Genomic DNA, 23,619 nt, shown 5'->3' on the forward strand with positions numbered 1-23,619 from the left:
GAGCCTACCAATAAATGTCGCTACGGGCACCGATAAAGAACTTTTCAATTAATATCATTAACGAAATCGGTCGAAACACGTGCCCTGTTCTTGCGAGAAGAAAGACAAAGTAAGGTAGACGCCTTTGCAGTAATGCGAACGGCAGGAGAACCAGAATTAGTAAATCAGAATCCGTTTTGGATACACCTCTAAGCGCTGCTTCTATGAAGCAACAAGTTCTTTCGAGACACAAAAATCTCCGTAAGAACAAGGGTGGACCGAAATCGACAACGATTGCCGCTTACACCGGTGTCTTCCTGCTCATTATGTCGATAGTCGCTATTGGCTACCGACCACCTCAGTCAATCGAGGCACTTGCGAGTGCGTCCACATCAGCTCCAGCGACCGATCAAGTTGATCAGCCTTCTGTTGACCAATTAGTTGCAACCAACATTGCAGCAAATATTGCTGAACGTGCAGATCTCCCAATTGCACCAAACGTTGCTAACCTTTCAGTTTCACTTTCTGTCCGGAGTGAACTATCACAAGGCGATACAGCAGCTACAGTTTCTAAACCTCAAATTATCCAACCAACTGCTGGTAGTAGGGAAATTAAAACCTACACAGCAAAAGCTGGTGATACAGCTGAAGGCGTTTCAAGCCTTTATGGTATTTCTGCAACAACCCTTAAATGGGCAAACAATATTGCAAGTGATGCAATTGAAGCAAACAAGCAACTTATGATCCCACCAGTTGACGGTGTGGTATATGTCGTAAAAGATGGTGATACAGTTGATTCTCTTGCAGCGAAGTACGGTGCAGATAAAACTCGTATCGTATCATTTAATGACCTTGAGCTAGCTGGCGTCAAAACAGGTATGAAGATTATTATTCCAGGAGGTGTTCTTCCTGATACTGAGCGCCCAGGCTATGTCGCACCACGACCAGTCTATGTTGGTGGCGGTACTAGCGGCGGAACAGACTACTCTGTTATTAGTAGCTCAGTTGCACGTGCCTCAGCAGGTAATCGTTATGCATTTGGTAACTGTACTTGGTATGCATACGAACGCCGTGCGCAGCTTGGCCGACCTGTTGGTAGCTTCTGGGGTAACGGTGCTGAATGGGATAACAGCGCACGTGCTGCTGGTTTCCTTGTTGACCGTACACCTGAACCAGGCGCTATCCAAGTTATGGAAGGTGGTGCAGGGCATGTCGCAATCGTTGAAGAAGTATATTCAGACGGCAGCATTCGCTTAAGTGAAATGAACTACGCCGGTAACTTTAACCGCGTGACATCACGTACTATGAGTGCTGGTTCAGCTGGTGGATTTAACTACATTCACTAGGCCGCACAAAACCTAAACACTGTCGCCTCTGTTAATTCAGGGGCGATTTTGCTATAATAGGGAAAGTTATGTTTGTTGATACAGCAAAAGTTTTTATTAATGCCGGTAATGGCGGCAATGGTGCCGTTAGTTTTCGTCATGAAATCTATGTCGATAAAGGTGGTCCTGACGGTGGTGATGGCGGCAAAGGTGGTGATGTCATCTTCGAAGCAAGTGAGAACGTCAACACACTCGTCGACTTTCGATTTAAACCTGAACTCAAAGCAGATCATGGTAATAAAGGAAGTAAACAAAATAAGAGAGGCCGATCTGGCGAAGACTTAATTGTGAAGGTTCCAATGGGTACGGTTGTTCGTAAAAACGGTGAGATTATTGCTGACCTTATTGAAAATGGTCAACAGGTCGTTATCGCAAAAGGTGGTGATGGCGGCTTTGGAAACGCTCACTTTAAATCCTCAGTTCGTCAAACGCCTCGAATCGCTGAACTTGGTGAAGACGGTGACAATTTTGAAGCACAACTTGAACTAAAGCTTATTGCTGATGTTGGACTTGTTGGATTTCCAAATGCTGGTAAATCAACATTTTTATCAGTTGTCAGTAACGCTCGTCCTGAAATTGCAGATTATGCGTTTACGACTCTGACACCAAATCTTGGTGTTGCAGATATTGATAACACAAGTCTTCTTGTTGCTGACATTCCTGGCCTTATTGAAGGTGCGAGCGAAGGCAAGGGCCTTGGCGATGCATTCCTCCGACACGTGGAACGTACTGCGGTACTTCTTCATCTTATAGATATCTACAGTAATGATGTGGCTGCGAGCTACAAAACAATTCGTAACGAACTATCTAGCTATAGTGAAGAGCTTGCAACTCGACCAGAAGTCATTGCACTCACAAAGTGTGAAGGCTTTGATGATGAAATGATTAAGATGCAAGTTGATGCAGTAAAAGCGGTTGCCGGTAAAAAAGCCGAGGTCTTTGTAATCTCAGCAAGTAGCCACACTGGTCTTACTGAAGTGCTTCGCTCACTTCGAGCAAAAGTAGATGCAGTTCGTGAAATTGAGCAGGCAATTGAAGCTGAAGACGAAGAAGATCTTCCGGTTATTACACTCTCTGAGCAGCAAATTAATGATGCTTGGACAGTCGAAAAGGACGGTGACGTCCTGGTTGTTCATGGAGATAAAATCGAAAAGTTCGCAAGACGCACAAACTTCGATGGTTTTGAGAACGTAAACCGCCTTAGGGACATTATGAAAAAACTTGGTATTTCACACGAGTTAAGCCGAAAAGGTGCAACTGGTGAGACAATTATTCGAATCGGCGAAAGCGAATTCCCGTTCCTCGAACAGCAAGAGTCTTAAGTCACATTTATTTTTAGAAATATGTGTTATAATTTTTCCAGGTTTTAGTGAGATTACTCCTAAGACATACATTAATAGACGAGAAGTATACGCACCACAGCATGGAAACGTGTTGTTTATGGCAATTTCGCTATAAACATTACCTTTCCTTGCTGTGCCGACTCACAGTAAAGGACAAAGCCGGAGGCATCGTGTCGTTCGGTGTGTTTGATTCACTACTCGGTCTCAAAAGGACCAAGGAAGGAAGCAACATGAGCTGCATTCAGCGAGGCGGCCGTATCGGTCGCGGTGGCAGGATCGGTCGAGGTGGCCGAGTCGGTCGCGGCGGCAGCGAAGGCTGACCAAGGGGAAACCCAGCGGTTCGCGAGAAGGACACTGCGATACACCCGGGGCAGGGATGACGACGCATCGTCGTCCCTGCCTTCGGGCTTAAATATATTACTTCTCGTCTATCATTATACTTTCAAACGATCACCCAGAAGGGTGTTTTTTATTTTGCTAGAAAACAGTCTATAATAGATATAATGCCTAAAACATTCTTTTTTTATGACCTTGAAACAAGTGGGCTAAGCGCCCAGAGTGACCGCATAATGCAATTTGCCGGTATACGAACGGATATGGACCTTCAGCCTATAGGTGAGCCATACAACGTCCTCGTACGACTTAATGATGACACACTCCCAAGTCCCGAAGCTTTGATGGTGACAGGCATTACACCCCAGCAGACAGTTAGTGACGGTTATAGCGAGGCTGAGTTTGCTCGTATCCTCGTCGATGAGATATTTACACCCGATACTATCACTGTTGGATTTAATAGTATTAGATTTGATGATGAGTTTATTCGCCACCTCTTTTGGCGTACATTCCAAGATCCATATGAGTGGGCCTGGAAAGATGGCCGCTCAAGATGGGACCTTCTTGATGTTGTTCGTATCACAAGAGCGCTTCGACCTGAGGGCATCAAGTGGCCGGTTGTTGATGGTAAGGCAGTTAATAGGCTTGAACATATTACAAAAGAAAACGGTATTGTTCATGCGAAGGCACATGATGCACTCAGTGACGTTGAGGCTTTGATTGATGTGACGCGTCTTATTAAAGATAAACAGCCACAACTTTATAATTATCTTCTTGATATGCGTGATAAGAAAAAAGTGCAGCAGCTCATTAATCTTGACGATAAAAAACCATTTGTCTATACAAGTGGACGACTCGACGCGGAGCATGAAAAGACAACCGTCGCATTTCCGCTAACAAGCAGCAAGAATGGTAACGTAGTTGTTTATGATCTTCGCTATGATCCAGCGCTGTTTATAAATCTTTCGTCCGATGAGCTAGCAAAAAAACTCTATGCATCATGGGAAGAGCGAAAGTCTGAGGACTTTGTGCCTCTTCCGGTCAAAGAACTACAATATAACCGCACACCCGCAGTTGCACCGCTCGGTGTTTTGGAATCATGTGATGGCTGGAATAAGATACATCTTACAAAAGATATAATTGAGAGTCATAAATCCGCGCTCGTATCAGCACCTCACTTTGCTGAAAATATTCGTAGCTTATTTGAAAATAGGGCAGAATTTAAAAAATCAAAGGATGCCGAGGCGCAACTCTATGATGGCTTTGTCGCAGATCGTGACAGACTGAGAATTGAAACTGTTCGAAATGCCGATGAGCGAACACTTGCAGATTTTAATCCTGAGTTTACGGATGAGAGATTACCGACACTTCTTATGCACTACAAAGCTCGTAATTATCCCCGTTCACTAAGTGAAGAGGAATCACGCGCATGGGAGCAGTGGCGAACCGAGAGAATAAAGTCCCAGCTTCCATCATTTATGAAGTCGCTTCATAAACTTGCCGCAACAGAACTTGATGACGGAAAGCAGTACGTTATGCAGGAAATGCAACTATGGCTTGAAAGCATTGCACCAACTGATACATCAGACCAAGACAGCGAAGACTAGATTTGGCTGTAACGGTGACGAGGCATTCGCTTCTTCGTAGCAAGATGGTGCTTGGTAAGACGTCGAAATGACAAATTACGGATAAGACCAAAGGCTGCAAATCGCAAAAGAATGAGCCACATAATAACCGCAATGATGAGAAGCATCAAACCTGAAGGAACGGCGTAGCTTGTTCCTGGGACAGCACCAACGAGAAGAAAGAAAAGAAGTGAGGTCAGAATTCCAGAATTCCCAAGAAGCAGCACAACAAGTACGACTATGAGCACGGAAATGATAGTTTTTCGCATTGACACACCTTTTTTATCTTTTGACTTCCTCCGAATATAGCAGCCAGATTACCCTCATGCAACGATAAGCAAGATAGAATAGCAGTCTTACGTAAAAGGGTCTAAAAATGATATAATTATTGGGATGTCTGAGGTGATTAAAGTTCGCGGAGCACGCGAGCACAATTTGAAAAATATCGATGTAGAAATACCTCGAGATAAGTTAGTTGTTATCACTGGCCTTTCTGGATCAGGGAAGTCTTCACTTGCCTTTGATACGATTTATGCCGAAGGTCAGCGCCGTTACGTTGAGAGCCTTAGTAGCTATGCACGCCAGTTTCTTGGCACGATGGATAAACCAGATGTTGATCAAATTGATGGGCTAAGTCCTGCAATTTCAATTGACCAAAAATCAACAAGCCGAAACCCTCGTTCGACGGTTGCGACAGTTACTGAAATTTACGACTATCTTCGTCTACTATTCGCTCGTATTGGTGTCCCGCACTGTCCGATAGATGGTAGTGAAGTGCAGCGCCGTACACCACAGGCCATTATTGATGAAATCTTGAAATATGAGACGGGTATGCGTCTTATGATACTTGCCCCAATCGTTAAAAGTAAGAAGGGTGAGTTCGCTCATATTCCTGAACAGTATCGACGACTTGGATTCGCTCGTGCTCGAGTTGATGGGGTTGTTTATGCGCTTGATGAATTCCCAGATCTTGAAAAGAATTACAAACACGACATTGAAATAATCGTCGATCGTATCGCCATGGGAAGCGATATGAACGGGCGTGTGACACAGTCCGTTGAACAGGCGCTCGAGCTTGCCTCTGGAATCGTCGAAGTGCTAAAAGTAGATACAGATAAAGTCGATACCTATTCCCAGCGCTATGCATGCGTGAATCATCCTAATGAAGAAATTCCTGAGCTTGAACCTCGTATTTTTAGTTACAATACTCCCCAGGGTGCATGCCCTGTATGTACTGGACTTGGAAGCCGACTTGAAGTTGATCCTGACCTTGTTTTTAATCCTAATCTTACGCTTACGGAAGGGGCTATTCGTCCATATAATCGCGTCAACAGCGACGCATGGTACATGAGGCGGCTTGCTGAGGTGGCAAAATCACATAAGTTTAGTCTTAACGTTCCTGCTGGTGAGCTTAGTAAAGATAATTTAGATAAAATTCTTTACGGTACTGGTGATGAAAAATACATGGTTAATCTTGGAAGTGGCCGAAGCTACGAGTCGGTGTATGAAGGCGTTGTTCCAAATCTTGAAAGACGACATAAAGAAACCGACAGTGAGTTTATGCGAAAAGACATCGAGCGCTTCATGCGCGAAAGACGATGTAACACATGCAAAGGCGCTCGTCTAAAACCTGTTATTCTAGCGGTGACTGTTCATGGTCTGAGCATTATGGATATTTGTAATCTCGGTGTCGACGATGCACTCGATTTATTCAAGAATACATTGAAATTAACAGAACAAGAACAATTTATTGCTGAGCAGATCATGAAAGAAATTAATGCACGACTTGGATTTATGAGTAATGTCGGTCTTAATTATCTTGAGCTTGCCCGCGCTGCAAATACATTATCTGGTGGTGAGGCCCAGCGTATTCGCCTGGCAACACAAATTGGATCAGGTCTTCAAGGTGTTCTCTATGTGCTCGACGAACCATCAATTGGTCTTCACCAGCGCGATAATGATCGTCTCATTGGAACATTAAAGCATCTCCGAGATCTTGGGAATACTGTTCTTGTGGTTGAGCATGATGAAGATACAATTCGTCACGCTGATTACCTTCTTGATATAGGCCCAGGCGCTGGAGTCGCTGGTGGTGAAGTTGTCGCTGCCGGTACACCGGAAGAAGTGGCAAAGAACCCAGATAGTGTGACAGGACGTTACCTCGCAGGAACTGAAAAAATAGATGTTCCAAAAAAGCGTCGTGCCATCCTGCGTGATCGAAAACTAGTTATTCGGGGCGCAAAAGAAAATAATCTTAAGAATATCGATGTTGCGTTTCCGCTCGGCGTTATGACAGTCGTTAGTGGTGTCAGTGGATCTGGTAAATCAACACTCGTAAACGATATTCTTGCAAAAGAACTTGCAGCTCGTCTTCACAGATCACATGAGGTTCCTGGAGCTCACGAAAACATCGAAGGTATTAATCACCTCGATAAAGTAATCATCATCGATCAATCAGCAATCGGCCGTACGCCGCGTTCTAACCCAGCGACATATACGGGTGTCTTTACGCCAATTCGTGACCTCTTTGCGGCAACGCCGGAGTCTAATATTCGGGGCTACAAATCTGGTCGTTTTAGCTTTAACGTTAAAGGTGGTCGCTGTGAAAATTGTCAGGGTGATGGAATGATTAAAATTGAAATGCACTTCCTACCAGATGTCTACGTAACCTGTGATGTTTGTAAAGGAAAACGCTATAACCGCGAAGCGCTTGAGATAAAATTTAAAGGCAAAACAATTAGTGATGTGCTTGAAATGACCGTTGCGCAGTCAGCTGAATTCTTTGAAAACGTTCCAGCAATTGCTCGTAAACTAAACACACTTGTTGACGTTGGGCTTGGCTATATTCGTCTTGGACAACCTGCAACGACATTTAGTGGTGGTGAAGCTCAGCGTATTAAGCTCGCATCAGAACTCTCTAGGCGCGCAACTGGTAAGACACTATATATTCTCGACGAGCCAACGACTGGTCTTCATAGCGCAGACGTCAAGCGACTACTTGGTATTCTTCAAAAACTAGTTGAAGGTGGTAACAGTATGGTGATTATTGAACACAACCTTGATGTCATCAAATCTGCCGATCACGTTATCGACATGGGTCCTGAAGGTGGTCTTGGTGGTGGTATGGTCGTTGCTGAAGGAACGCCTGAAGAAGTGAGCAAAGTTAAAGCATCATTCACTGGTAGTTACCTAAAGTCGATGTTGTAATGAAGCGACTCTTCTTTTATCAGTACGTTAGAAACGTACGAACCGTTGGTGCGGTTGCACCAAGCTCACGGTTCCTGGCAAAAGCCATGATGAAATCAATAGACTTTGAACAAGCAAAAGTTATTATTGAATATGGTCCTGGTACCGGAGTCTTTACTTCAGAAATTGCAAAAAATATTCTGCCTGAAACGAAGGTTATTATCATTGAGCAAAATAAAGCATTTCATGAACTGTTAAAGAAAACATATGTAGATCATAAAAATATAATCATACTTCATGACTCCGCAGAAAATGTCGAATCAATTCTTAAAAAACACGATATTAAAAAAGTAGACTACATTGTTTCTGGACTTCCATTTGCTGCGCTACCTGTCGAAGTATCCGATCGGATTCTCACAAGTACTAAAAAGCTTGTTCATAGTCACGGTGTATTCATTACTTTTCAGTACACACTTCTTAAAAAGAATTTCATGCACGGCTTCTTTAAAAAGATTATAATCACCCGTGAATATCGAAACGTACCACCAGCCTACGTTTTTACGTGTACAAACTAAAACTATTTACGACGAAGAAGAACGTTTACTTGTCGTTTCGTCGCAGCCCAAACGGCGTCACGTTGCTTCTTGTCTTTGAAAAGATGGTAAAGAGCAGGAAGAAGAGACGCGAGGATAACAATAAGAATGACTGGAAGAATGACCTTATCGATACTTTCAGGTTTCACGCCCATTTTTTCTAACCAACCACCTGCAAAATAACCAGCATACGTCACGCCAACTGCCCATAGTCCAGCACCAATCATGTTGAAAGTAAGAAATACTTTGTAACTCATTTTACCAACACCAGCAATAATAGGGGCAAAGGTTCGAACAATTGGTACGAAGCGGGCAATAATAATAGTCTTGCCACCATGCTTCTCGTAGAACGCTTCTGCGCGCTCCATATTTTCTTGACGGAATAAGATAGAATCTGGACGTTTGAAGATCTTTCTTCCTATCCGCCTACCAAATAGGTAGCCAACACTGTCGCCGAGTACAGCGGCAATGAACAGAATCAGTACCATAAGATGAATGTCAAAGTGGAGAATGCCACCATAGACGAGGAAACCAGCACTAAATAGCACTGTATCACCAGGAAGGAAGAATCCGATAAGAAGACCAGACTCAGCAAAAATAATTGCTGCAAGAATAAGGACGACGGCAAGTGGGCCAACGGAGTTTGTCAGTTCGGTGAGGTTAAAGCCAGGTATCATATCTCTTATCTTAGCATGATATGCCCAGAGGTGGTATAATAGAACACATATTCAAAGAGGAGAAATATGAACGAAATTACCCTAAAGCTCGATGAACGAATTGTTCAGGGCAAAAAAGTTGCTAAACTGCGTGCCGATGGTTTTGTGCCAAGTGTTGTTTACGGTGGAAACGCCGAGCCAATGTCGACACAATCACTTGTTGTTGAGACAACAAAAGTAACACATCAAGCTGGTAAACATACACCAGTGCATTTGATGATAAACGGAAAAAATACACTCGCTATCATTAAGAACATCGACATCGATCCAGTTCGACATGAAGTGCGACACGTAGCCTTCCATACTATTAAGCAAAACGAAAAGATTGTTACTGAAGTGCCAATCCATCTTACTGGTGAAAACGAAAGCCCAGCTGAACGTGCTGGACTCGTTGTCCTCCAGGCAATTGAGCACGTCGAAATCCGTGCCATTCCTGCAAACCTTCCAGAAGCACTCGAAGTATCTATTCTTGGTCTTACAACAACTGAAGATAAGTTAACACTTGCTGACATTAAACTACCTGAGGGTGTTGAGTTTGCAGACCACGAACAAGACGTTGAACTTGTTGTTGCAAACGTTTACGAGCCAAGTGCCCTTCAAGCTGCAAACGAAGCAGCCGGCGGTACAGCTGAAGACGAGTCAGAAGTTGAAGCAGAAAACGGAAGCGAAGAAGCCGCTCCTGATGCTGAAGCAGATACGAAAAAAGAATCTAAATAGAACTAAAACTAGCTAATAAGAGGAGCTGGTATTCCGGCTCCTTTTGTTTTACTAAAAAGGATATATATGAACATTGAAGAATTACAAAAATGGGTTTCTGATGATTGGAAACAACACTCGACCAGTAGCCCATCCGTCGAACTGCAACTACTGTTTATTATGGAAGAGCTTGGTGAAGTTGCCGAAGCAATCCGTAAAAATAGTGGAGATAAAGATCGAATTCAAAAAGTTACTGATCTTGGATCAGAAATTGCTGACCTGATCGTTTCGATTACGACGCTTGCGAACCATTTTAATATTAATCTTACCAACGAGATTAAAGGTTTTCAGGATCGGATTGAAGAGCGCCGAACCACAGCGCGATCAGACTAAGTATAAAAATAAAAAAAACACCTCGTATATATAGAGGTGTTTTCATATAACAAAAAACTTCACTCACGGGGAGATTGTTGGTAGGAAAGTAGCCGGCTGGCATATGCCTCATCTACTATTTTAAATAAAAGGAACATCGAAAAAGTAGGCATAAAAAAGCAGAACCAACGAGAATAGCCCGAAAACACAAGATCCGACCATAGTGTAGGTAACCCACATTTTTGTTGAAGCTTTTTCAGAGTCAACATACTTCGCTTCAATTTCTCCCAACTGAGCAGTTCTTTGAAGAGTCCCGTCTTTGAATTTTGCATTAACCTCTTTATCGACATTGTGATAAACCTTTGACCATTTATCGTGAAAATGTATCGTTTGAAGATAATCTATTGCTCCGGATACTATAGATAATATTTCAATAAATAATATGAAAAGTATGAGCCATTGTTGGTTGGGTGTTAATCTATTCTCAGTCTGTGTAATTACAAATCCTGTAACCGTAAGAGTCAATGTAGCTAAAAGCGCAAAATGAGATATGAGCTGAACTTGGGCATTATTTGAACGATCACTTTGTCTTTCTAGTAGCTTTTGATTACGATCTTTAAAGTTTTCATAGGTTTTATTAACCATTTCTACAGCAGCAACAGGTTCGACCTCTAGGTTATTTACTATAAGTTTGATGCTTTCTGTAAATGGAGCATCTTTCGATACAGTCATTCTATTCCTTTGGTGCACTTTCGGGCACGATAGGCTTCGAAATAATGTCCGCAATGCTAACTGGTGTAGTTGTAGCTAAGTTTTCTGCACCTTTGATTATAGGTTGTATATCAGACATAATTAATACTATTGTATAACAAAAAGTTCGAAGTTCTTCCACTAAGGGGGCTTGAACTTGTAATAAAAATCTCTGTCTGTTATAAATAATAAGTTCTTCAGCGAGGACATAGTCAAATCGTAAGGAAAACCTTGCGACACTGTTCATTAACAACTTGGAAGAAGGCTCAATCATGAAGCGGAAATGTTCGGTTGTTTTATGTCTACTGCTAGTGTTTGCATCTTTGTGCTTGCAAAGTACTGCTGCAAACGCGAACAGTGTATTTGATGACACGTATGTGAAAACGAATACGCTGTACGCAGGCGACGCTAACTGTGAATTCGAAGACAATATCACAAATACGTGGTCGTCTTACATTACAGACGAGACGCGCTGGGGAGGTGAAGTAGTTTCAATGACTGAAGATGCAAAGCTTGCTTTCGTTGAAGCTATGGTAGATGGTGACGTATCTGTCAGTCAAGTGTCGTGGCAGCAAACCTCAACACGAGTGGGAAAATACGTCACGGTCTACTTTTCTGAAGACAAAACCTCATACCTAGATTGGAGTGGGTGGAATAATGCACTGTCGGTTAAGGGCTATCAGTATGGCTTATTAATAGGCTGCAACTCTGGCATCGATACATTACATCCTACGGTGTATCTATTCTCGACACCAGCCTTCAGCACGACCGGAACGCTTTCGCAAAATACGGGAAGTTCCAGTCCGATTGTGACGAATTTCTTCACAAATGCCACTCAAAACCTTCCCACTGGTTATGCCGGTGTGTCGATTGTTACTCAGCCTTCTGGAACGAAGTACGTTGCTATGGGTGATTCATACAGTTCGGGCGAAGGGTCACTTAACTACGATCTTCCTGGTGGTGACTGTCATCGTTCGTCTTCAAGTTATCCGTATTACTTGGTAAATAACCAACCTATACCTCTGGCTCCACTTGTGCCTCTTGATTTTGTGGCATGTAGTGGTGCTATAACAGATGATCTATTCAACTCGAATTCAATCAATACTGCAGAGGATGCTCAGATGAGTCATCTAAAGGCGGACACGGCAGTCGTCACTTTAACGATCGGAGGTAATGACATCGGATTTACTGATGCGACCAACGCGTGCGCTGACTATACAACTCATTCCGGCTATAGTTGCGCGACAAATAGTTCGCTATCAAGCGCAATAAGTAGTCGGATGAGTGCATTTGAAGACTCAACAGTACATGTTAATGCTCCTGGGCAAAATAGGCCAATCCACTCCCTATCGAGCGTGTTGTCAGCGATAGTGACGGCTGCCCCGAATGCAAAAATATACATTGCTGGTTATCCGCATCTGTTCGGTGCATCCACTAGTAACTATGAGTATGACGGTGATGCTCCTGGTGCGTATAAATGCATTGTTACACATGGCATTGGGCCTGTAGTAGCCTTTGCATATAGCGATGCGCAGTGGCTTAATGATAAAGTCGACGAGTTAAACCAGATCGTTTCGGATGCAGTTGACAATTTGGCGAACCCTGACGTGTTATATGTCAGTCCGTCCACATTTGATACTCATGGCCTGTGTGATAGTTCATCATCATACTTGAATGACATCCATTTTACAGGTTTTAACACTGTGAAATCAGAAAGTCTTCATCCGAATGTCGATGGGATAACTTATGGGTATGGTGTTGCATTTGAGGCCAAAATTAATTAGTTTTAGTTAAAGCTATAATGTACTCGCTGAAGAACTAGAGGAGCGGTGTTGCAATTCAGCAACACCGCTCCTCGTCAAATCTATATTTAGAACTATTTGTTAGCTTTTTTTCTGTTTGTGAAATACTTAGCTAGCCCATAGGCTAAAATAGCTAACCCGATTACTAGCCAGAGTACTGCAAATGCATCCGCATAGAACGCATATTTATAGCCGTTATCCAAGCCACACTCTCTAATACCATACAATACTGGACAATGCATTATTAGTAATTGTCCAATTGTATATTGCGCAAACGGTGTCAAGATGATAAATATAATTCCAAGAATCGAAACAACGACTGGTCTGTTATCTGTTTTTTTAATCTTACTCATTTTTGATGTCTATACTCCTATGCTATAAAGTTTAGCACAAGAAGACAATTACTACAGACACAAGTTGTACATTTTTGGTACTTAATAATAAAATGTTCCAGTCTCGTTCATTAGGGGTTATGTGTTAAACAAAAAAACTTAACCCTCGAGGAGATTGTTGGTAGGAGAGTGGCCTGCTGGCTTAATCCTCATCTACACTTTTACAATCTCCCCGAGGGATCAGTTAGGCGACAGTCTGCGAAGGGAACCCAGAGCGAGCATTACTCGCCCTACCATGCCAGCCCCGATCGTTCTTGATACGTCGACGATGCTTTGTCCGCCGGTGCACGTCCATCGTGCGAACGGAGACATACCACGTTTCGTTCACGAACATGAGTTCTCCACGCGAGTACATCGTGAGGATTGCATCCTCGACGAGGTACCAGCGCATCAGGTCGACGAGTCGGTCGACATCAGATTGGCTCATATTGCGCTTGTCGATGTAGCTCTGGTCAATGTCTGCACCCCCGAAGAGTGCGGAACGACGTCGCTTGACGTTCTGCGGCGAGCGCAGAAGTCCAGCATTCCGTGTTGCTGCACCCTTTGCACGTCGCGGTCGCTGCTTGCGAACTCGACGTGCACGGTGGCCATCTTTCGCATCCACGTAATCCGCGAGTGCTTCGATGCGACGTTTCCCATCAGGCAGATCGATGTCGATCTGGTGACAGGTGCCACGTCCGGTGAGAGGAACCTCCGCGGTACTGATGGAGTTCAGAACGCGTCGGCGAGCTTCTTCAACTCGCTTCACATACTCCGCATCATTACCGGCGAAGAAAAACTCCGGCCTCATCGTTTGAAGCTCGTTCGCCGAAACGTAGACCGAGTGGCCACGTTCGTCTCTGACAATTGGCATAGTGCCCCTAACTATGGATGTACAATCGCACTCACAAAATCAAAATCAGTGAGGGAGTATTGGAACTCCTGAAACTACGATGTCATTAGTAAAACGCATTGGCGTCAATAATGCAAATGATTATCTACGAGCGCTTATTCTTCGATGAAACCACCCGATTGGTGTGACCAAAGTTTCGCATACACGCCAGCTTGTTTTGTTAGCTCGCTATGTGTACCTTGTTCTTTAACGACACCATTATCGAGAACTATAATGCGGTCAAGTTTTGCGATGGTAGATAGGCGATGAGCAATCACAATACTTGTTCGGTTTTTCATAAGCTTCGTGAGCGCGTCTTGTATGAGCTTTTCACTTTCGCTATCAAGTGCACTGGTTGCTTCGTCGAGAAGTAGGATTGGTGCATTCTTAAGAATTGCCCTGGCAATTGCAACACGCTGTCTTTGGCCGCCAGACAGTTTTACACCACGTTCGCCGACCATCGTATCAAAACCATCAGATAAGTTCGTAATAAACTCAAGAGCGTTTGCTTGTATGGCAGCTTCCGTAATTTCAGCATCAGTTGCATCAGGTTTACCATAGGCTATATTTTCACGAAGCGTTCTGTGAAAGAGCATTGGTTCTTGTGGGACATAGGCGATTGATTTACGAAGTGATTCCTGTGATACCTCAGCTATATCTTGGCCATCAATTGTAATGACTCCCGCTTCAATATCATCAAATCGTAGAAGGAGTCTTGTGAGAGTTGTCTTTCCGCTTCCTGAATGTCCAACGAGACCAACGCGTTCACCATCCTTAATCTTTAGTGAGAAATTATTAAATAGCGGCTTTTTATTTCCATCATGTGTAAATGTAACGTCCTTGAATTCAACAGCACCATTTTTTACTGACAGTTCATCTGTCGACCTATCTGTTACCTGAGGAGATAGTCGAAGTATTTCAGTCATGTCATGAGCATCGCCCATGATTCGGTAATATGTTCGCATAATGTTATTCATTTCCCATAGCTGACGTGCCACAGTAAATGTATAAGTTATTGAGAGGTAGACGGTACCAACTGCAATAAGATTATGTTCCGATGCCCAGATAGCCGCAATAATTGCAACAATATTAAGACTTGCCATGAGCACGGCATAGCTACCGCTAACAATTAAGAATCCTCTCATGGCAGATAAACTTTTGTCTCGCCATACGTCAGTTTTTTCGCTTAGTTTCAAGAGCTCTTTTGATTCGTGTCCATGTGATTTAATCGTGGCAACATTTGTCACAGAGTCGGCAATATAGGCATTTGTTGTTGTACTTGCCTGGGCCTCTTCACGGTTTCGTTTGAGTAAGAATCTTGATCCTACAATGACTGTGATGACGAAAATTACAATAACAACTGCAAGAACAATTGCGTATTGCCAGAAAAGAAAGCTCATTATAACAACTGCGGCAATCATACTTGATATTGATGGCACGAGTTGGAAAATAACGGTGTCCCAGAATTTTTCAAATGAACCAACGAGCTTCGTTGTTTGTGATACGAGTGCACCACCAAATCGATTTGCGTGAAAAGTGAGACTTTGTTCGGTTAGTGCGGTGTAAATTTTTTTGTAGAGATCTCTTTGAGCAGCTGTTTCCATTGTCCAGGTACACACAAGTACTGCACGCCAACCAAGAATTTCTCCATAAATCTGGGTGAGTGCAAAAAGACCTATAAGTTGCCATGACGTACCCAGTGCAATGCTACCTGTTTGAAGCTGATTTAAGAGCTGAGCAATAATGAAGGGTGCAAGAAAACCTGCCGTTATGGATGCGGTAGATGCACCAAAAATTGCCGTCAGTGTTCTGACTGGATATTTCATGGCACTACGCCAGAAAAGTGAAAATATATGCTTTTGCATAAGACTCCTAAAATGTTTTATGAACGATGTTTGTGTCGTGATTGGTCTGGCTCGTCCTGACGTGCACGAAATAGCGGATCTTTGAGCGAACTACCAGATCATAATACGTAAATTATATAGTATAATAACTATTGATGCAAAAGATTATTCTCTATTATAAATTTACGCCGATTAAAGATATAGTCGCTATGAAGCTATGGCAAAAAACACTGTGTGACAGTCTTGGCCTTAAGGGCCGGATTCTTATTAGCTCTCATGGCCTAAATGGAACAGTTGGTGGCGATATGGAAATGATCAAAAAATACATTAAAGCAACTAAGCAATTTCCAGGATTTAAAGATACTGTATTTAAATGGAGTGATGGTGGCAGCGAATTCTTCCCACGCATGAGCGTAAAAGTGCGTGACGAAATAGTGGCTTTTGATGCTGCTGATGAACTACGCGTTGACGAAAATGGTGTTGTTGGTGGCGGTGTTCATTTAAAACCAAATCAGGTAAATGAGCTAGTCGAAAGAAGAGGCGATGATGTCGTTTTCTTCGACGGGCGTAACGCACATGAAGCAGCTATAGGAAAATTTAAGAATGCGGTCGTTCCAGATACGCATACATCACGCGACTTCATCCGTGAGCTAGATAGTGGTAAATACGATCATCTAAAAGATAAACCAATAGTTACGTACTGCACCGGTGGTATTCGCTGCGAGATACTATCCAGTCTCATGAAAAACCGTGGTTTTTCTGAAGTCTACCAAATTGATGGTGGCATAGTAAAGTATGGAGAAAGCTATGGTGATGATGGTCTATGGGAAGGTAGCCTCCGGGTATTCGATGACCGTATGACTGTTGATTTTAGTGATCATACAAAAACTATTGGTGTCTGTAGTCACTGCGAAGGTCCTACTAATAATTATGAAAACTGCGCTTGGGACAACTGCAACGATCTCGTTCTCATTTGTCTTATCTGCAAACAAAATCCTGATCTCCTGTACCATTCCATCGCATGTAAAGACAATGCGACAGCTACTCTTAAAAAGTAGTATTATACATACATGCAACAAAACAAGTCTCGAATCACATGGGGAGCTATCATCGTCATTGTAGGAGGCCTCCTTCTTCTTAATAACTTCAATATTCCATTTGCTCAAACACTATTTCGTCATTTTTGGCCACTCGCACTCATGGCCGCTGGTGTACTTATTTTTATTCAGGATCGACGAACTTTCGTGTGGGCTATTCTTGTCAGCGGCGTTGGTACATTATTACTGCTTCGTGAACTTGCTATTCTCAATTTTGAACCTTGGCAAGTTATTGGCCCAGTCGCCATTATTGTGGTCGGTTTATCAGTCTTGTTTCAGAGTACTGCAGGACGCAGTCATACCGGTAAAAACAATACCGATACTATATCGGCCGTTCTTGCAGGGAGCGATCATAAGAATACTTCTGATAACTACCTAGGTACAAAAGTAACGGCTATTATGGGCGGCGCGAAACTTGATCTACGTAAGGTGACTATTAAAAAAGATGCAACGATTGATGTATTTGCATTTTGGGGTGGTGTTGAAATTATCGTTCCACGTGACATTCTCATTAAAAATCACGCAGCAGCAATTTTAGGTGGTGTTGAAAATAAAACAGACCAAGATGCTAAAGAAGGAGCTCCAGTCCTCCATATTGTTGGTAGTACAATTATGGCTGGTGTCGAGATTAAGAACTAAGAGCAAGTTGCTTACTGTGCTCAAAATGGTTACACTTATGTGTAGTGGTTACAAAGATAAAAACAATTAAAATTACTCTCATAGGTTATTATCATGTCGGGTGATGTTTTCGCGCAGCTATCGATTGTGATTGTTGTTGCCGCGGGTGTTGCGATGGTTATGCGGCTACTGAAGCAACCACTCATCATGAGTTACATCTTAACTGGTATTATTGCCGGGCCTAGCTTTTTGAATCTCATTGAAGCTAGGGGTGCGTTTGATACATTTAGTCAAATTGGTATTACTCTCCTCCTCTTTATTATTGGACTTGAGCTAAGCCTTACTGTCATTAAACAACTCGGTAAGCCGGTCTTTCTTACAGCTGGAGCCATTCTCGTCACTGTCGGGACGCTTGGATATCTTATTGGGATTGCATTTCATTTTACTGTCATCGAAGCGGTTATCACAGGTCTTGCACTCTTTTTTAGTAGTACGATTATTATCGCTAAAGTACTTAGTGATAAAAAAGAACTCACACGCCTTAATGGTCGCATCGCGATTGGCGTTATTCTTATAGACGACATCGTCGCGACGTTTGCACTACTATTTGTTGCAACGGGAAAGGGTGGCCAGGCGCTTGATATTGCCGCCATTGGCATACTTGTCGCAAAGGGACTACTTCTCGTTGCACTCCTTGTATTTGTCAGTATGAAAGTACTGCCAAAATTAACCAAGTTCATGGCTCAGTCGCAGGAGCTACTTTTCCTATTTGCACTTGGTTGGGGATTTGGTGTCGCGACGATCGTCAACATGGTTGGATTTTCCGTTGAGATCGGCGCACTATTTGCTGGCGTTGCCCTTGCGCATCTTCCGTATGTCCATGAGATCGGCGCAAGGCTAAAGCCACTCAGAGACTTCTTCATTATCCTCTTCTTTATAACCCTAGGAGAAAGCCTCCAGCTACATAATATCGAACATGCAATTATTCCAGCGCTTGTCTTGTCAGTTGTTGCGATAGTCATAAAACCAGCTGTCGTCATGATGTCACTTGGCATACTTGGCTACACAAAAAGGACAAGTTTTAAAACTGGCATTAACTTATCTCAGATTAGTGAGTTCTCAATTATTTTAGTTCTCCTAGCGACACAAGCCGGTCTGGTTGGCGGTGTCCTTAGTGTCGTGATTACACTTGTTGCGATCATCACTATCGCAACCTCGACGTACTTAATGCAGTACGACAACTGGATTTATACAAAGCTCGAAAAACACCTTAGTTTGTTTGAACGGCAAAATACCGAAGAACATAAATACCACGCCAAAGCATTTCCACTCGTATTATTTGGATACAAAAATGGCGGACAGCAGTTTCTTAAAACATTTCGTGAGATGAAACAGCGGTTTGTTGTTGTGGACTATGACCCAGAAATAATTGAAGAGTTAGAACGAAAGCACATTGAGTACCTATACGGAGATGCAACAGACCCTGAGCTACTTGCGGAGATCAATATTGAAAAAGCAAAACTAGTTGTTAGCATTGTAAGCGATCATAATGTTAATATGTCAGTTGTACGTTTCGTAAGGAAGTATAATAAAGACGCTGTCGTCATATGCTATTCTAAAGACCATAACGAAGCAGCTGAACTATATGACCTGGGGGCAAGCTATGTCATGTTGCCGCACTTCATTGGATCAGAAAAGCTCAACATGTTCATTCATCTTCATGGAATTAATAAACACAGTTTTGACGAACATCGTAAGAAGCATTTAAAAGAAATTGGCCGAGTAGTGCTCTCAAAGCAGTCGGATAGGAGTTAGAATAATGAAACACATGATATCTTCACCAGTGACAGATTCACTAAAAAAGCGAGCGATATTGGTTCAGCGCGGCGGTGCCCGAGCGGCCGTCTTAGGTGTGAATGACGGACTTGTTAGTACACTGTGTCTCGTTGTGGGTGTAGCGGGCGCTGGGGGTGATCCTAAGGCAGTTCTTACTGCTGGTCTTGCGGGACTTCTCGCTGGGGCAACGTCAATGGCAGCAGGTGAGTGGATATCCGTAAAATCTCAAGTAGATTTACTCGAGGGTGTCCTAAGTGATCTGAAATCTGCCACAAAAACTGATCGACCGGCTCTTACGGATAACTTAGCTCACGCCTTAGCACATAAAGGCATGGACCAACATGTTGCCCACGAGGCGGCGGCGGATATCGCAAAACATGATAAGAACTTCATGTCACTTTATTCATCACAGGTCATTGGACTTAACCAAGATGAGCTAGGTTCACCTTGGAACGCTGCTATTTCATCGTTCCTTCTCTTTATGGTTGGTGCGGTTGTACCACTGCTTCCATGGATGTTTGGTATGAGCCATGATCCTGCAATCATTCTTGCCATCACGCTTACAGGCCTCGCTGGACTGTTTGTTGGTGGCTTTACTTCTCGTTCGAGTGGAAAAAATATTACGTTTGGTGCGTTGAGGCAGCTGGGCATTGTCCTATTTAGCGCAGCTGCAACATATGGAATTGGGCTTTTGTTTGGCATGATACTTAAGTAAAAAACTCTCAGTGCGGACAATACAATAAAAATACCCCGCCTACTTAGCGGGGTATTTTTCAAGTAGCTACGCAGTCACTTTTTTTTGCTTTGGTTTCTTAATATTCTTGTGCTGATCTTTGCTTTTAGCCATAGTGGAGTCTCCCGTTACTGTTTTAATGTAGCGATAAAATAACTACATTGCAGCGATTATCTCGCTCGTGTCTATAGTATGCGCTAAAAATATTGCAAAAACAACATATAATAGGAGGATGAATGAACGATTAGAGACTAAATTAAAGACATTGCCACGAACTCCTGGCGTCTATTTTCATAAGTCAAAGGCTGGTGAAATCATTTATGTTGGTAAGGCCGCAGTTCTCAAAAATCGTGTCAGGCAGTACTTTCAATCCACGCGCGACATGGACGTAAAGACCAGGGCCCTTGTTGCCGAAATTGATGATACCGACTGGGTTGAAACAGAAAGTGAAATTGACGCACTATTTTTAGAATCTGAAATGGTGAAACGGTACATGCCAAGGTTCAATATTTTACTAAGGGATGATAAATCACAATTATTTGTTCGAATCGATATGAAAAGCGAGTGGCCATATGTTTGTTTTACTCATAACCCAGCAGATGATAACGCTGAGTACTTTGGTCCATACTTCAATGGCTACGCAGTAAAAAAAGCCTTACGATATCTTAGGAAAGTATTTCCATATTACACGAAACCTCCTAAGTCGGATGCACGTCCAGATCTTGATGCACATCTCGGGCTCTCTCCAATTGGTATGACGAACGAGGAGTATAAAGCAAACCTTAGAAAGCTTATTAGTTATGTCAAAGGAAACCGCAAATCATTAGTCTCTGAAATCGAAAAAGAAATGAAAACTGCAGCGGGTCTGCAGGACTTTGAGCGTGCGACAATCCTTCGCAATAAGCTTTATAATCTTCGAGAGCTGCAGCACCGTATCATGTTTGGTGATAAGGAATTTCTTGATATTAGTAAAGATAAAGCTCTGGGAGATCTCGTTGACTTACTTGGTCTTAAGAAGATTCCAGCACGAATCGAAGGCTACGATATTAGTCATATGAGTGGAACAAATGTCGTTGCAAGTCAGGTTGTTTTTATAAACGGCGTCAGTAGCCGTAGTGACTATAGGAAATATAAAACCAAAATTGAACATAACGACGACTTCTATAATATGAACGAAACAATTACGAGGCGGCTCAGTGAGAAAAACTTAAAGAGTTGGGGTAAGCCAGATCTATTTCTCATAGATGGTGGTAAAGGGCAACTCGATGCGGCTCTTAAGGCACGAGAAGACCGAGATATTCATGACATTCCTTTTATTGGTCTTGCAAAACGTGAAGAACAAATCGTCATTGACCATAGTCGCTCTAACGTCGTGCTAAATAAAGAAAAACTAAAAGCCCTTGATGGCTACATGACAATCACGGATAACTTTACACTTATTAATCTGCCGCATAGTTCCCATATTATAAAACTACTGCAGCGCATTCGTGATGAGTCACACCGCTTTGCGGTGAGCTATCACACGGTACTGAAGCGAGCGAAGCAAACGGCTAGTATTCTTGAAGAAATTCCAGGTATTGGACCGGTTGCACGCAAGAAACTGATTCGTACATTTGGTAGTCTTCGATCAGTACAGACGGCGAGTAAGAGTGACGTCATTGCTTGTCTTGGTGAGTCCCAGGGGACAATCATTGCAACCTACCTCGCACTCCCATAGTACTTATGCTAAAATCACTACATGAATAAGGAAAGAATTCTTCATGCGTTTCAAGACGAACATAGTAGATAGACATCATCGGTCCGGTTTCACGATTGTTGAAATGCTAGCCGTAATTGTTATTATCGGTATTCTTGCAACAACAGTTATTTTTGCAATAGGTTCTTGGCGCCAACGAACTGCACAGACTGAAGTCAAAAATGATTTAAATGCTGTCTCTGCAGGTATGGAGAGTATACGCAATTTTGGAGCTGGTTATCCGTCCACATTACCTGGAGGTTTTAAGCCAAGTGTTAACGTGACTGTTACATATACTTCCGGAGATCTAACAAATTATTGCATCGATGGTAAAAGTAAAGTCGTTACCACCGTTACATATTTCATCAATACAAATACTGGTGGCAATATCCCTCAAAAAGGAACCTGCGCACTTGGTCCGATGCCATAAGCTCACCTAGAGATTCCTTACGTCATTAAGAGGTGGGGATGGTACAATCGTAGTAATGGTCATGTCACGTGAATTTTATATAGAAAACCGCTCCCAGCTTGCAAAGCGGCTAGGTGGAGGCGTATTTGTGCTTACTGCATATAGCAAGCAGCAGCGTACAAACGATACTTCTCAGCGATTCGAGCAGGAGGCTAACTTCTGGTGGCTCACGGGTATTGAAGCAGCACAGTGGCAACTCATTGTTGACGGTACAAGGAATAAAAGCTGGCTCGTCGCTCCTCATATTAAAGATATAAATTACATTTTTGATGGCGGTCTTTCAGCTGAGGATGCGGTAGGAATAAGTGGCGTCGATACTGTCATATCTTCAGATGAGGCGACCGTACTTCTCCGTGATTTAGCAAAAAAACATATTGTTGTCTATGCGATTGGCGAACATCAACACGTTGAATATTTTGATTTCGTTCAAAATCCAGCTGACAAAAAACTACGAGAATCACTCACGAGAATCTTTGCGACAGTTCGTGGTTGTCGAAAAGACATAACGGCACTTCGAAGAATCAAGCAGCCTGAAGAAATTGCCGCGCTACGCCAAGCGATTGATCTCACAATTGAAGGATTTGAGCTCATAAAGGAAAAACTTCCAACTCTAAAATACGAATATGAAGTTGAAGCGGAGTTTGGCTACTTGTTTCGTCGAAAAGGTGCATTTGGACATGCCTATGATCCAATCGTTGCCGGTGGTTTACATGCCTGTACACTTCACTATGATACAAATGACGATACATTAAAAAAGCGAGAATTATTAATGCTAGATGTTGGAGCAAGGCATCATGGCTATTCTGCAGATATTAGTAGAACCTACGCCGTAGGAAAGCCAACCAAAAGACAAATCGCAGTCCACGCCGCTGTTCAAGCAGCACAAACAGAAATTATTAACCTGCTTGGTCCAGGGGTTTCGGTGGAAGAGTACCATAAACGTTCTGACGCTATTATGATTGACGCCCTCATGAGCCTTGATCTTATGACAAACAAAGATGACACTGCTTCATTCAGAAAATATTTCCCTCATGCAATTAGCCATGGTCTTGGAATCGATACCCACGACGGTCTCGGTGGACCCAAGTACTTTGAAGCTGGTATGGTACTTACCGTGGAACCAGGTATCTATATCAATGAAGAATCAATAGGGGTCCGCATTGAAGACGATATTCTTATTACCAAATCTGGGTATGAAAATCTAAGCGTCAAACTATCGACAGACCTATAGCCAAGCAGGTATA

General features: G+C 42.9%; 21 protein-coding genes. 15 read left to right on the plus strand and 6 right to left on the minus strand.

Features of this window, described 5'->3' with window-relative positions:
- Positions 1 to 203 precede the first annotated feature (203 nt).
- From ABIS22_00480 to sbcB, 3 genes are all read left to right on the plus strand, one after another.
- Positions 204 to 1,325, plus strand: coding sequence for a CHAP domain-containing protein (locus tag ABIS22_00480; GenBank protein MEO7740374.1), 1,122 nt, complete (start codon positions 204 to 206; stop codon positions 1,323 to 1,325).
- Between the two features lie 68 nt (positions 1,326 to 1,393).
- Positions 1,394 to 2,686, plus strand: coding sequence for a GTPase ObgE (obgE, locus tag ABIS22_00485; GenBank protein ID MEO7740375.1), 1,293 nt, complete (start codon positions 1,394 to 1,396; stop codon positions 2,684 to 2,686).
- 524 nt (positions 2,687 to 3,210) lie between these two features.
- A complete protein-coding gene (gene sbcB / locus ABIS22_00490; GenBank protein ID MEO7740376.1) occupies positions 3,211 to 4,647 on the plus strand; it encodes an exodeoxyribonuclease I in 1,437 nt (478 codons plus the stop codon).
- Here the strand turns inward: sbcB and ABIS22_00495 are convergent.
- Positions 4,644 to 4,934, minus strand: a complete 291-nt coding sequence (locus ABIS22_00495; GenBank protein ID MEO7740377.1) for a hypothetical protein — start codon at positions 4,932 to 4,934, stop codon at positions 4,644 to 4,646. The genes sbcB and ABIS22_00495 overlap by 4 nt on opposite strands.
- A gap of 124 nt (positions 4,935 to 5,058) precedes the next feature.
- Here ABIS22_00495 and uvrA point away from each other — a divergent pair, with 124 nt between their 5' ends.
- Complete coding sequence (gene uvrA, locus ABIS22_00500; protein MEO7740378.1) at positions 5,059 to 7,872, plus strand: excinuclease ABC subunit UvrA; 2,814 nt, start codon at positions 5,059 to 5,061, stop codon at positions 7,870 to 7,872.
- Positions 7,872 to 8,426 (plus strand): rRNA adenine N-6-methyltransferase family protein, encoded by a 555-nt coding sequence (locus ABIS22_00505; GenBank protein MEO7740379.1) that lies wholly within the window; start codon positions 7,872 to 7,874, stop codon positions 8,424 to 8,426. Before uvrA ends, ABIS22_00505 begins: the two co-directional genes overlap by 1 nt.
- A 2-nt stretch (positions 8,427 to 8,428) precedes the next feature.
- Here ABIS22_00505 and ABIS22_00510 read toward each other — a convergent pair whose 3' ends face one another.
- Complete coding sequence (locus ABIS22_00510) at positions 8,429 to 9,121, minus strand: VTT domain-containing protein (protein ID MEO7740380.1); 693 nt, start codon at positions 9,119 to 9,121, stop codon at positions 8,429 to 8,431.
- Between the two features lie 66 nt (positions 9,122 to 9,187).
- Here ABIS22_00510 and ABIS22_00515 point away from each other — a divergent pair, with 66 nt between their 5' ends.
- Entirely contained in the window at positions 9,188 to 9,877 is a 690-nt protein-coding gene (locus ABIS22_00515) for a 50S ribosomal protein L25 (protein ID MEO7740381.1), read from the plus strand.
- Between the two features lie 66 nt (positions 9,878 to 9,943).
- The gene (locus ABIS22_00520; GenBank protein ID MEO7740382.1) at positions 9,944 to 10,249 is read left to right on the plus strand and encodes a MazG nucleotide pyrophosphohydrolase domain-containing protein; all 306 of its coding nucleotides are present in this window, start codon (positions 9,944 to 9,946) and stop codon (positions 10,247 to 10,249) included.
- A gap of 120 nt (positions 10,250 to 10,369) precedes the next feature.
- Here ABIS22_00520 and ABIS22_00525 read toward each other — a convergent pair whose 3' ends face one another.
- The gene (locus tag ABIS22_00525) at positions 10,370 to 10,960 is read right to left on the minus strand and encodes a hypothetical protein (GenBank protein ID MEO7740383.1); all 591 of its coding nucleotides are present in this window, start codon (positions 10,958 to 10,960) and stop codon (positions 10,370 to 10,372) included.
- Positions 10,961 to 11,355: 395 nt separating this feature from the next.
- On the opposite strand from ABIS22_00525, the gene ABIS22_00530 reads away from it, so the two are divergent.
- Positions 11,356 to 12,762: an SGNH/GDSL hydrolase family protein gene (locus ABIS22_00530; protein ID MEO7740384.1), complete on the plus strand. Its 1,407-nt coding sequence runs from the start codon at positions 11,356 to 11,358 to the stop codon at positions 12,760 to 12,762.
- Between the two features lie 92 nt (positions 12,763 to 12,854).
- Here the strand turns inward: ABIS22_00530 and ABIS22_00535 are convergent, their stop codons facing one another.
- The 3 genes from ABIS22_00535 to ABIS22_00545 form a co-directional block, all read right to left on the minus strand.
- Positions 12,855 to 13,133: a hypothetical protein gene (locus ABIS22_00535; GenBank protein MEO7740385.1), complete on the minus strand. Its 279-nt coding sequence runs from the start codon at positions 13,131 to 13,133 to the stop codon at positions 12,855 to 12,857.
- A 223-nt stretch (positions 13,134 to 13,356) separates the two neighbouring features.
- Complete coding sequence (locus ABIS22_00540; GenBank protein ID MEO7740386.1) at positions 13,357 to 14,025, minus strand: hypothetical protein; 669 nt, start codon at positions 14,023 to 14,025, stop codon at positions 13,357 to 13,359.
- A gap of 134 nt (positions 14,026 to 14,159) precedes the next feature.
- Positions 14,160 to 15,908 carry an ABC transporter ATP-binding protein gene (locus tag ABIS22_00545; protein ID MEO7740387.1) on the minus strand — a complete coding sequence of 583 codons (1,749 nt, stop codon included), beginning with the start codon at positions 15,906 to 15,908 and terminating at the stop codon, positions 14,160 to 14,162.
- A gap of 134 nt (positions 15,909 to 16,042) precedes the next feature.
- Between ABIS22_00545 and ABIS22_00550 the strand changes: the two genes are divergently transcribed.
- The 7 genes from ABIS22_00550 (at position 16,043) to ABIS22_00580 (ending at position 23,606) form a co-directional block, all read left to right on the plus strand.
- The gene (locus ABIS22_00550; protein MEO7740388.1) at positions 16,043 to 16,945 is read left to right on the plus strand and encodes a rhodanese-related sulfurtransferase; all 903 of its coding nucleotides are present in this window, start codon (positions 16,043 to 16,045) and stop codon (positions 16,943 to 16,945) included.
- A gap of 12 nt (positions 16,946 to 16,957) precedes the next feature.
- Complete coding sequence (locus tag ABIS22_00555) at positions 16,958 to 17,623, plus strand: DUF5668 domain-containing protein (GenBank protein ID MEO7740389.1); 666 nt, start codon at positions 16,958 to 16,960, stop codon at positions 17,621 to 17,623.
- 93 nt (positions 17,624 to 17,716) lie between these two features.
- Positions 17,717 to 19,417 carry a cation:proton antiporter gene (locus ABIS22_00560; protein MEO7740390.1) on the plus strand — a complete coding sequence of 567 codons (1,701 nt, stop codon included), beginning with the start codon at positions 17,717 to 17,719 and terminating at the stop codon, positions 19,415 to 19,417.
- Positions 19,418 to 19,421: 4 nt separating this feature from the next.
- Positions 19,422 to 20,153, plus strand: a complete 732-nt coding sequence (locus tag ABIS22_00565) for a VIT1/CCC1 transporter family protein (protein MEO7740391.1) — start codon at positions 19,422 to 19,424, stop codon at positions 20,151 to 20,153.
- A gap of 250 nt (positions 20,154 to 20,403) precedes the next feature.
- A complete protein-coding gene (locus ABIS22_00570) occupies positions 20,404 to 21,888 on the plus strand; it encodes a UvrB/UvrC motif-containing protein (protein MEO7740392.1) in 1,485 nt (494 codons plus the stop codon).
- A 43-nt stretch (positions 21,889 to 21,931) separates the two neighbouring features.
- Positions 21,932 to 22,336: a type II secretion system protein gene (locus ABIS22_00575; GenBank protein ID MEO7740393.1), complete on the plus strand. Its 405-nt coding sequence runs from the start codon at positions 21,932 to 21,934 to the stop codon at positions 22,334 to 22,336.
- 55 nt (positions 22,337 to 22,391) lie between these two features.
- The gene (locus tag ABIS22_00580; protein MEO7740394.1) at positions 22,392 to 23,606 is read left to right on the plus strand and encodes an aminopeptidase P N-terminal domain-containing protein; all 1,215 of its coding nucleotides are present in this window, start codon (positions 22,392 to 22,394) and stop codon (positions 23,604 to 23,606) included.
- The last annotated feature ends 13 nt before the right edge of the window (positions 23,607 to 23,619 follow it).

This window comes from Candidatus Saccharimonadales bacterium, from assembly GCA_039928925.1.
Lineage (GTDB): Bacteria > Patescibacteriota > Saccharimonadia > Saccharimonadales > Saccharimonadaceae > UBA6022.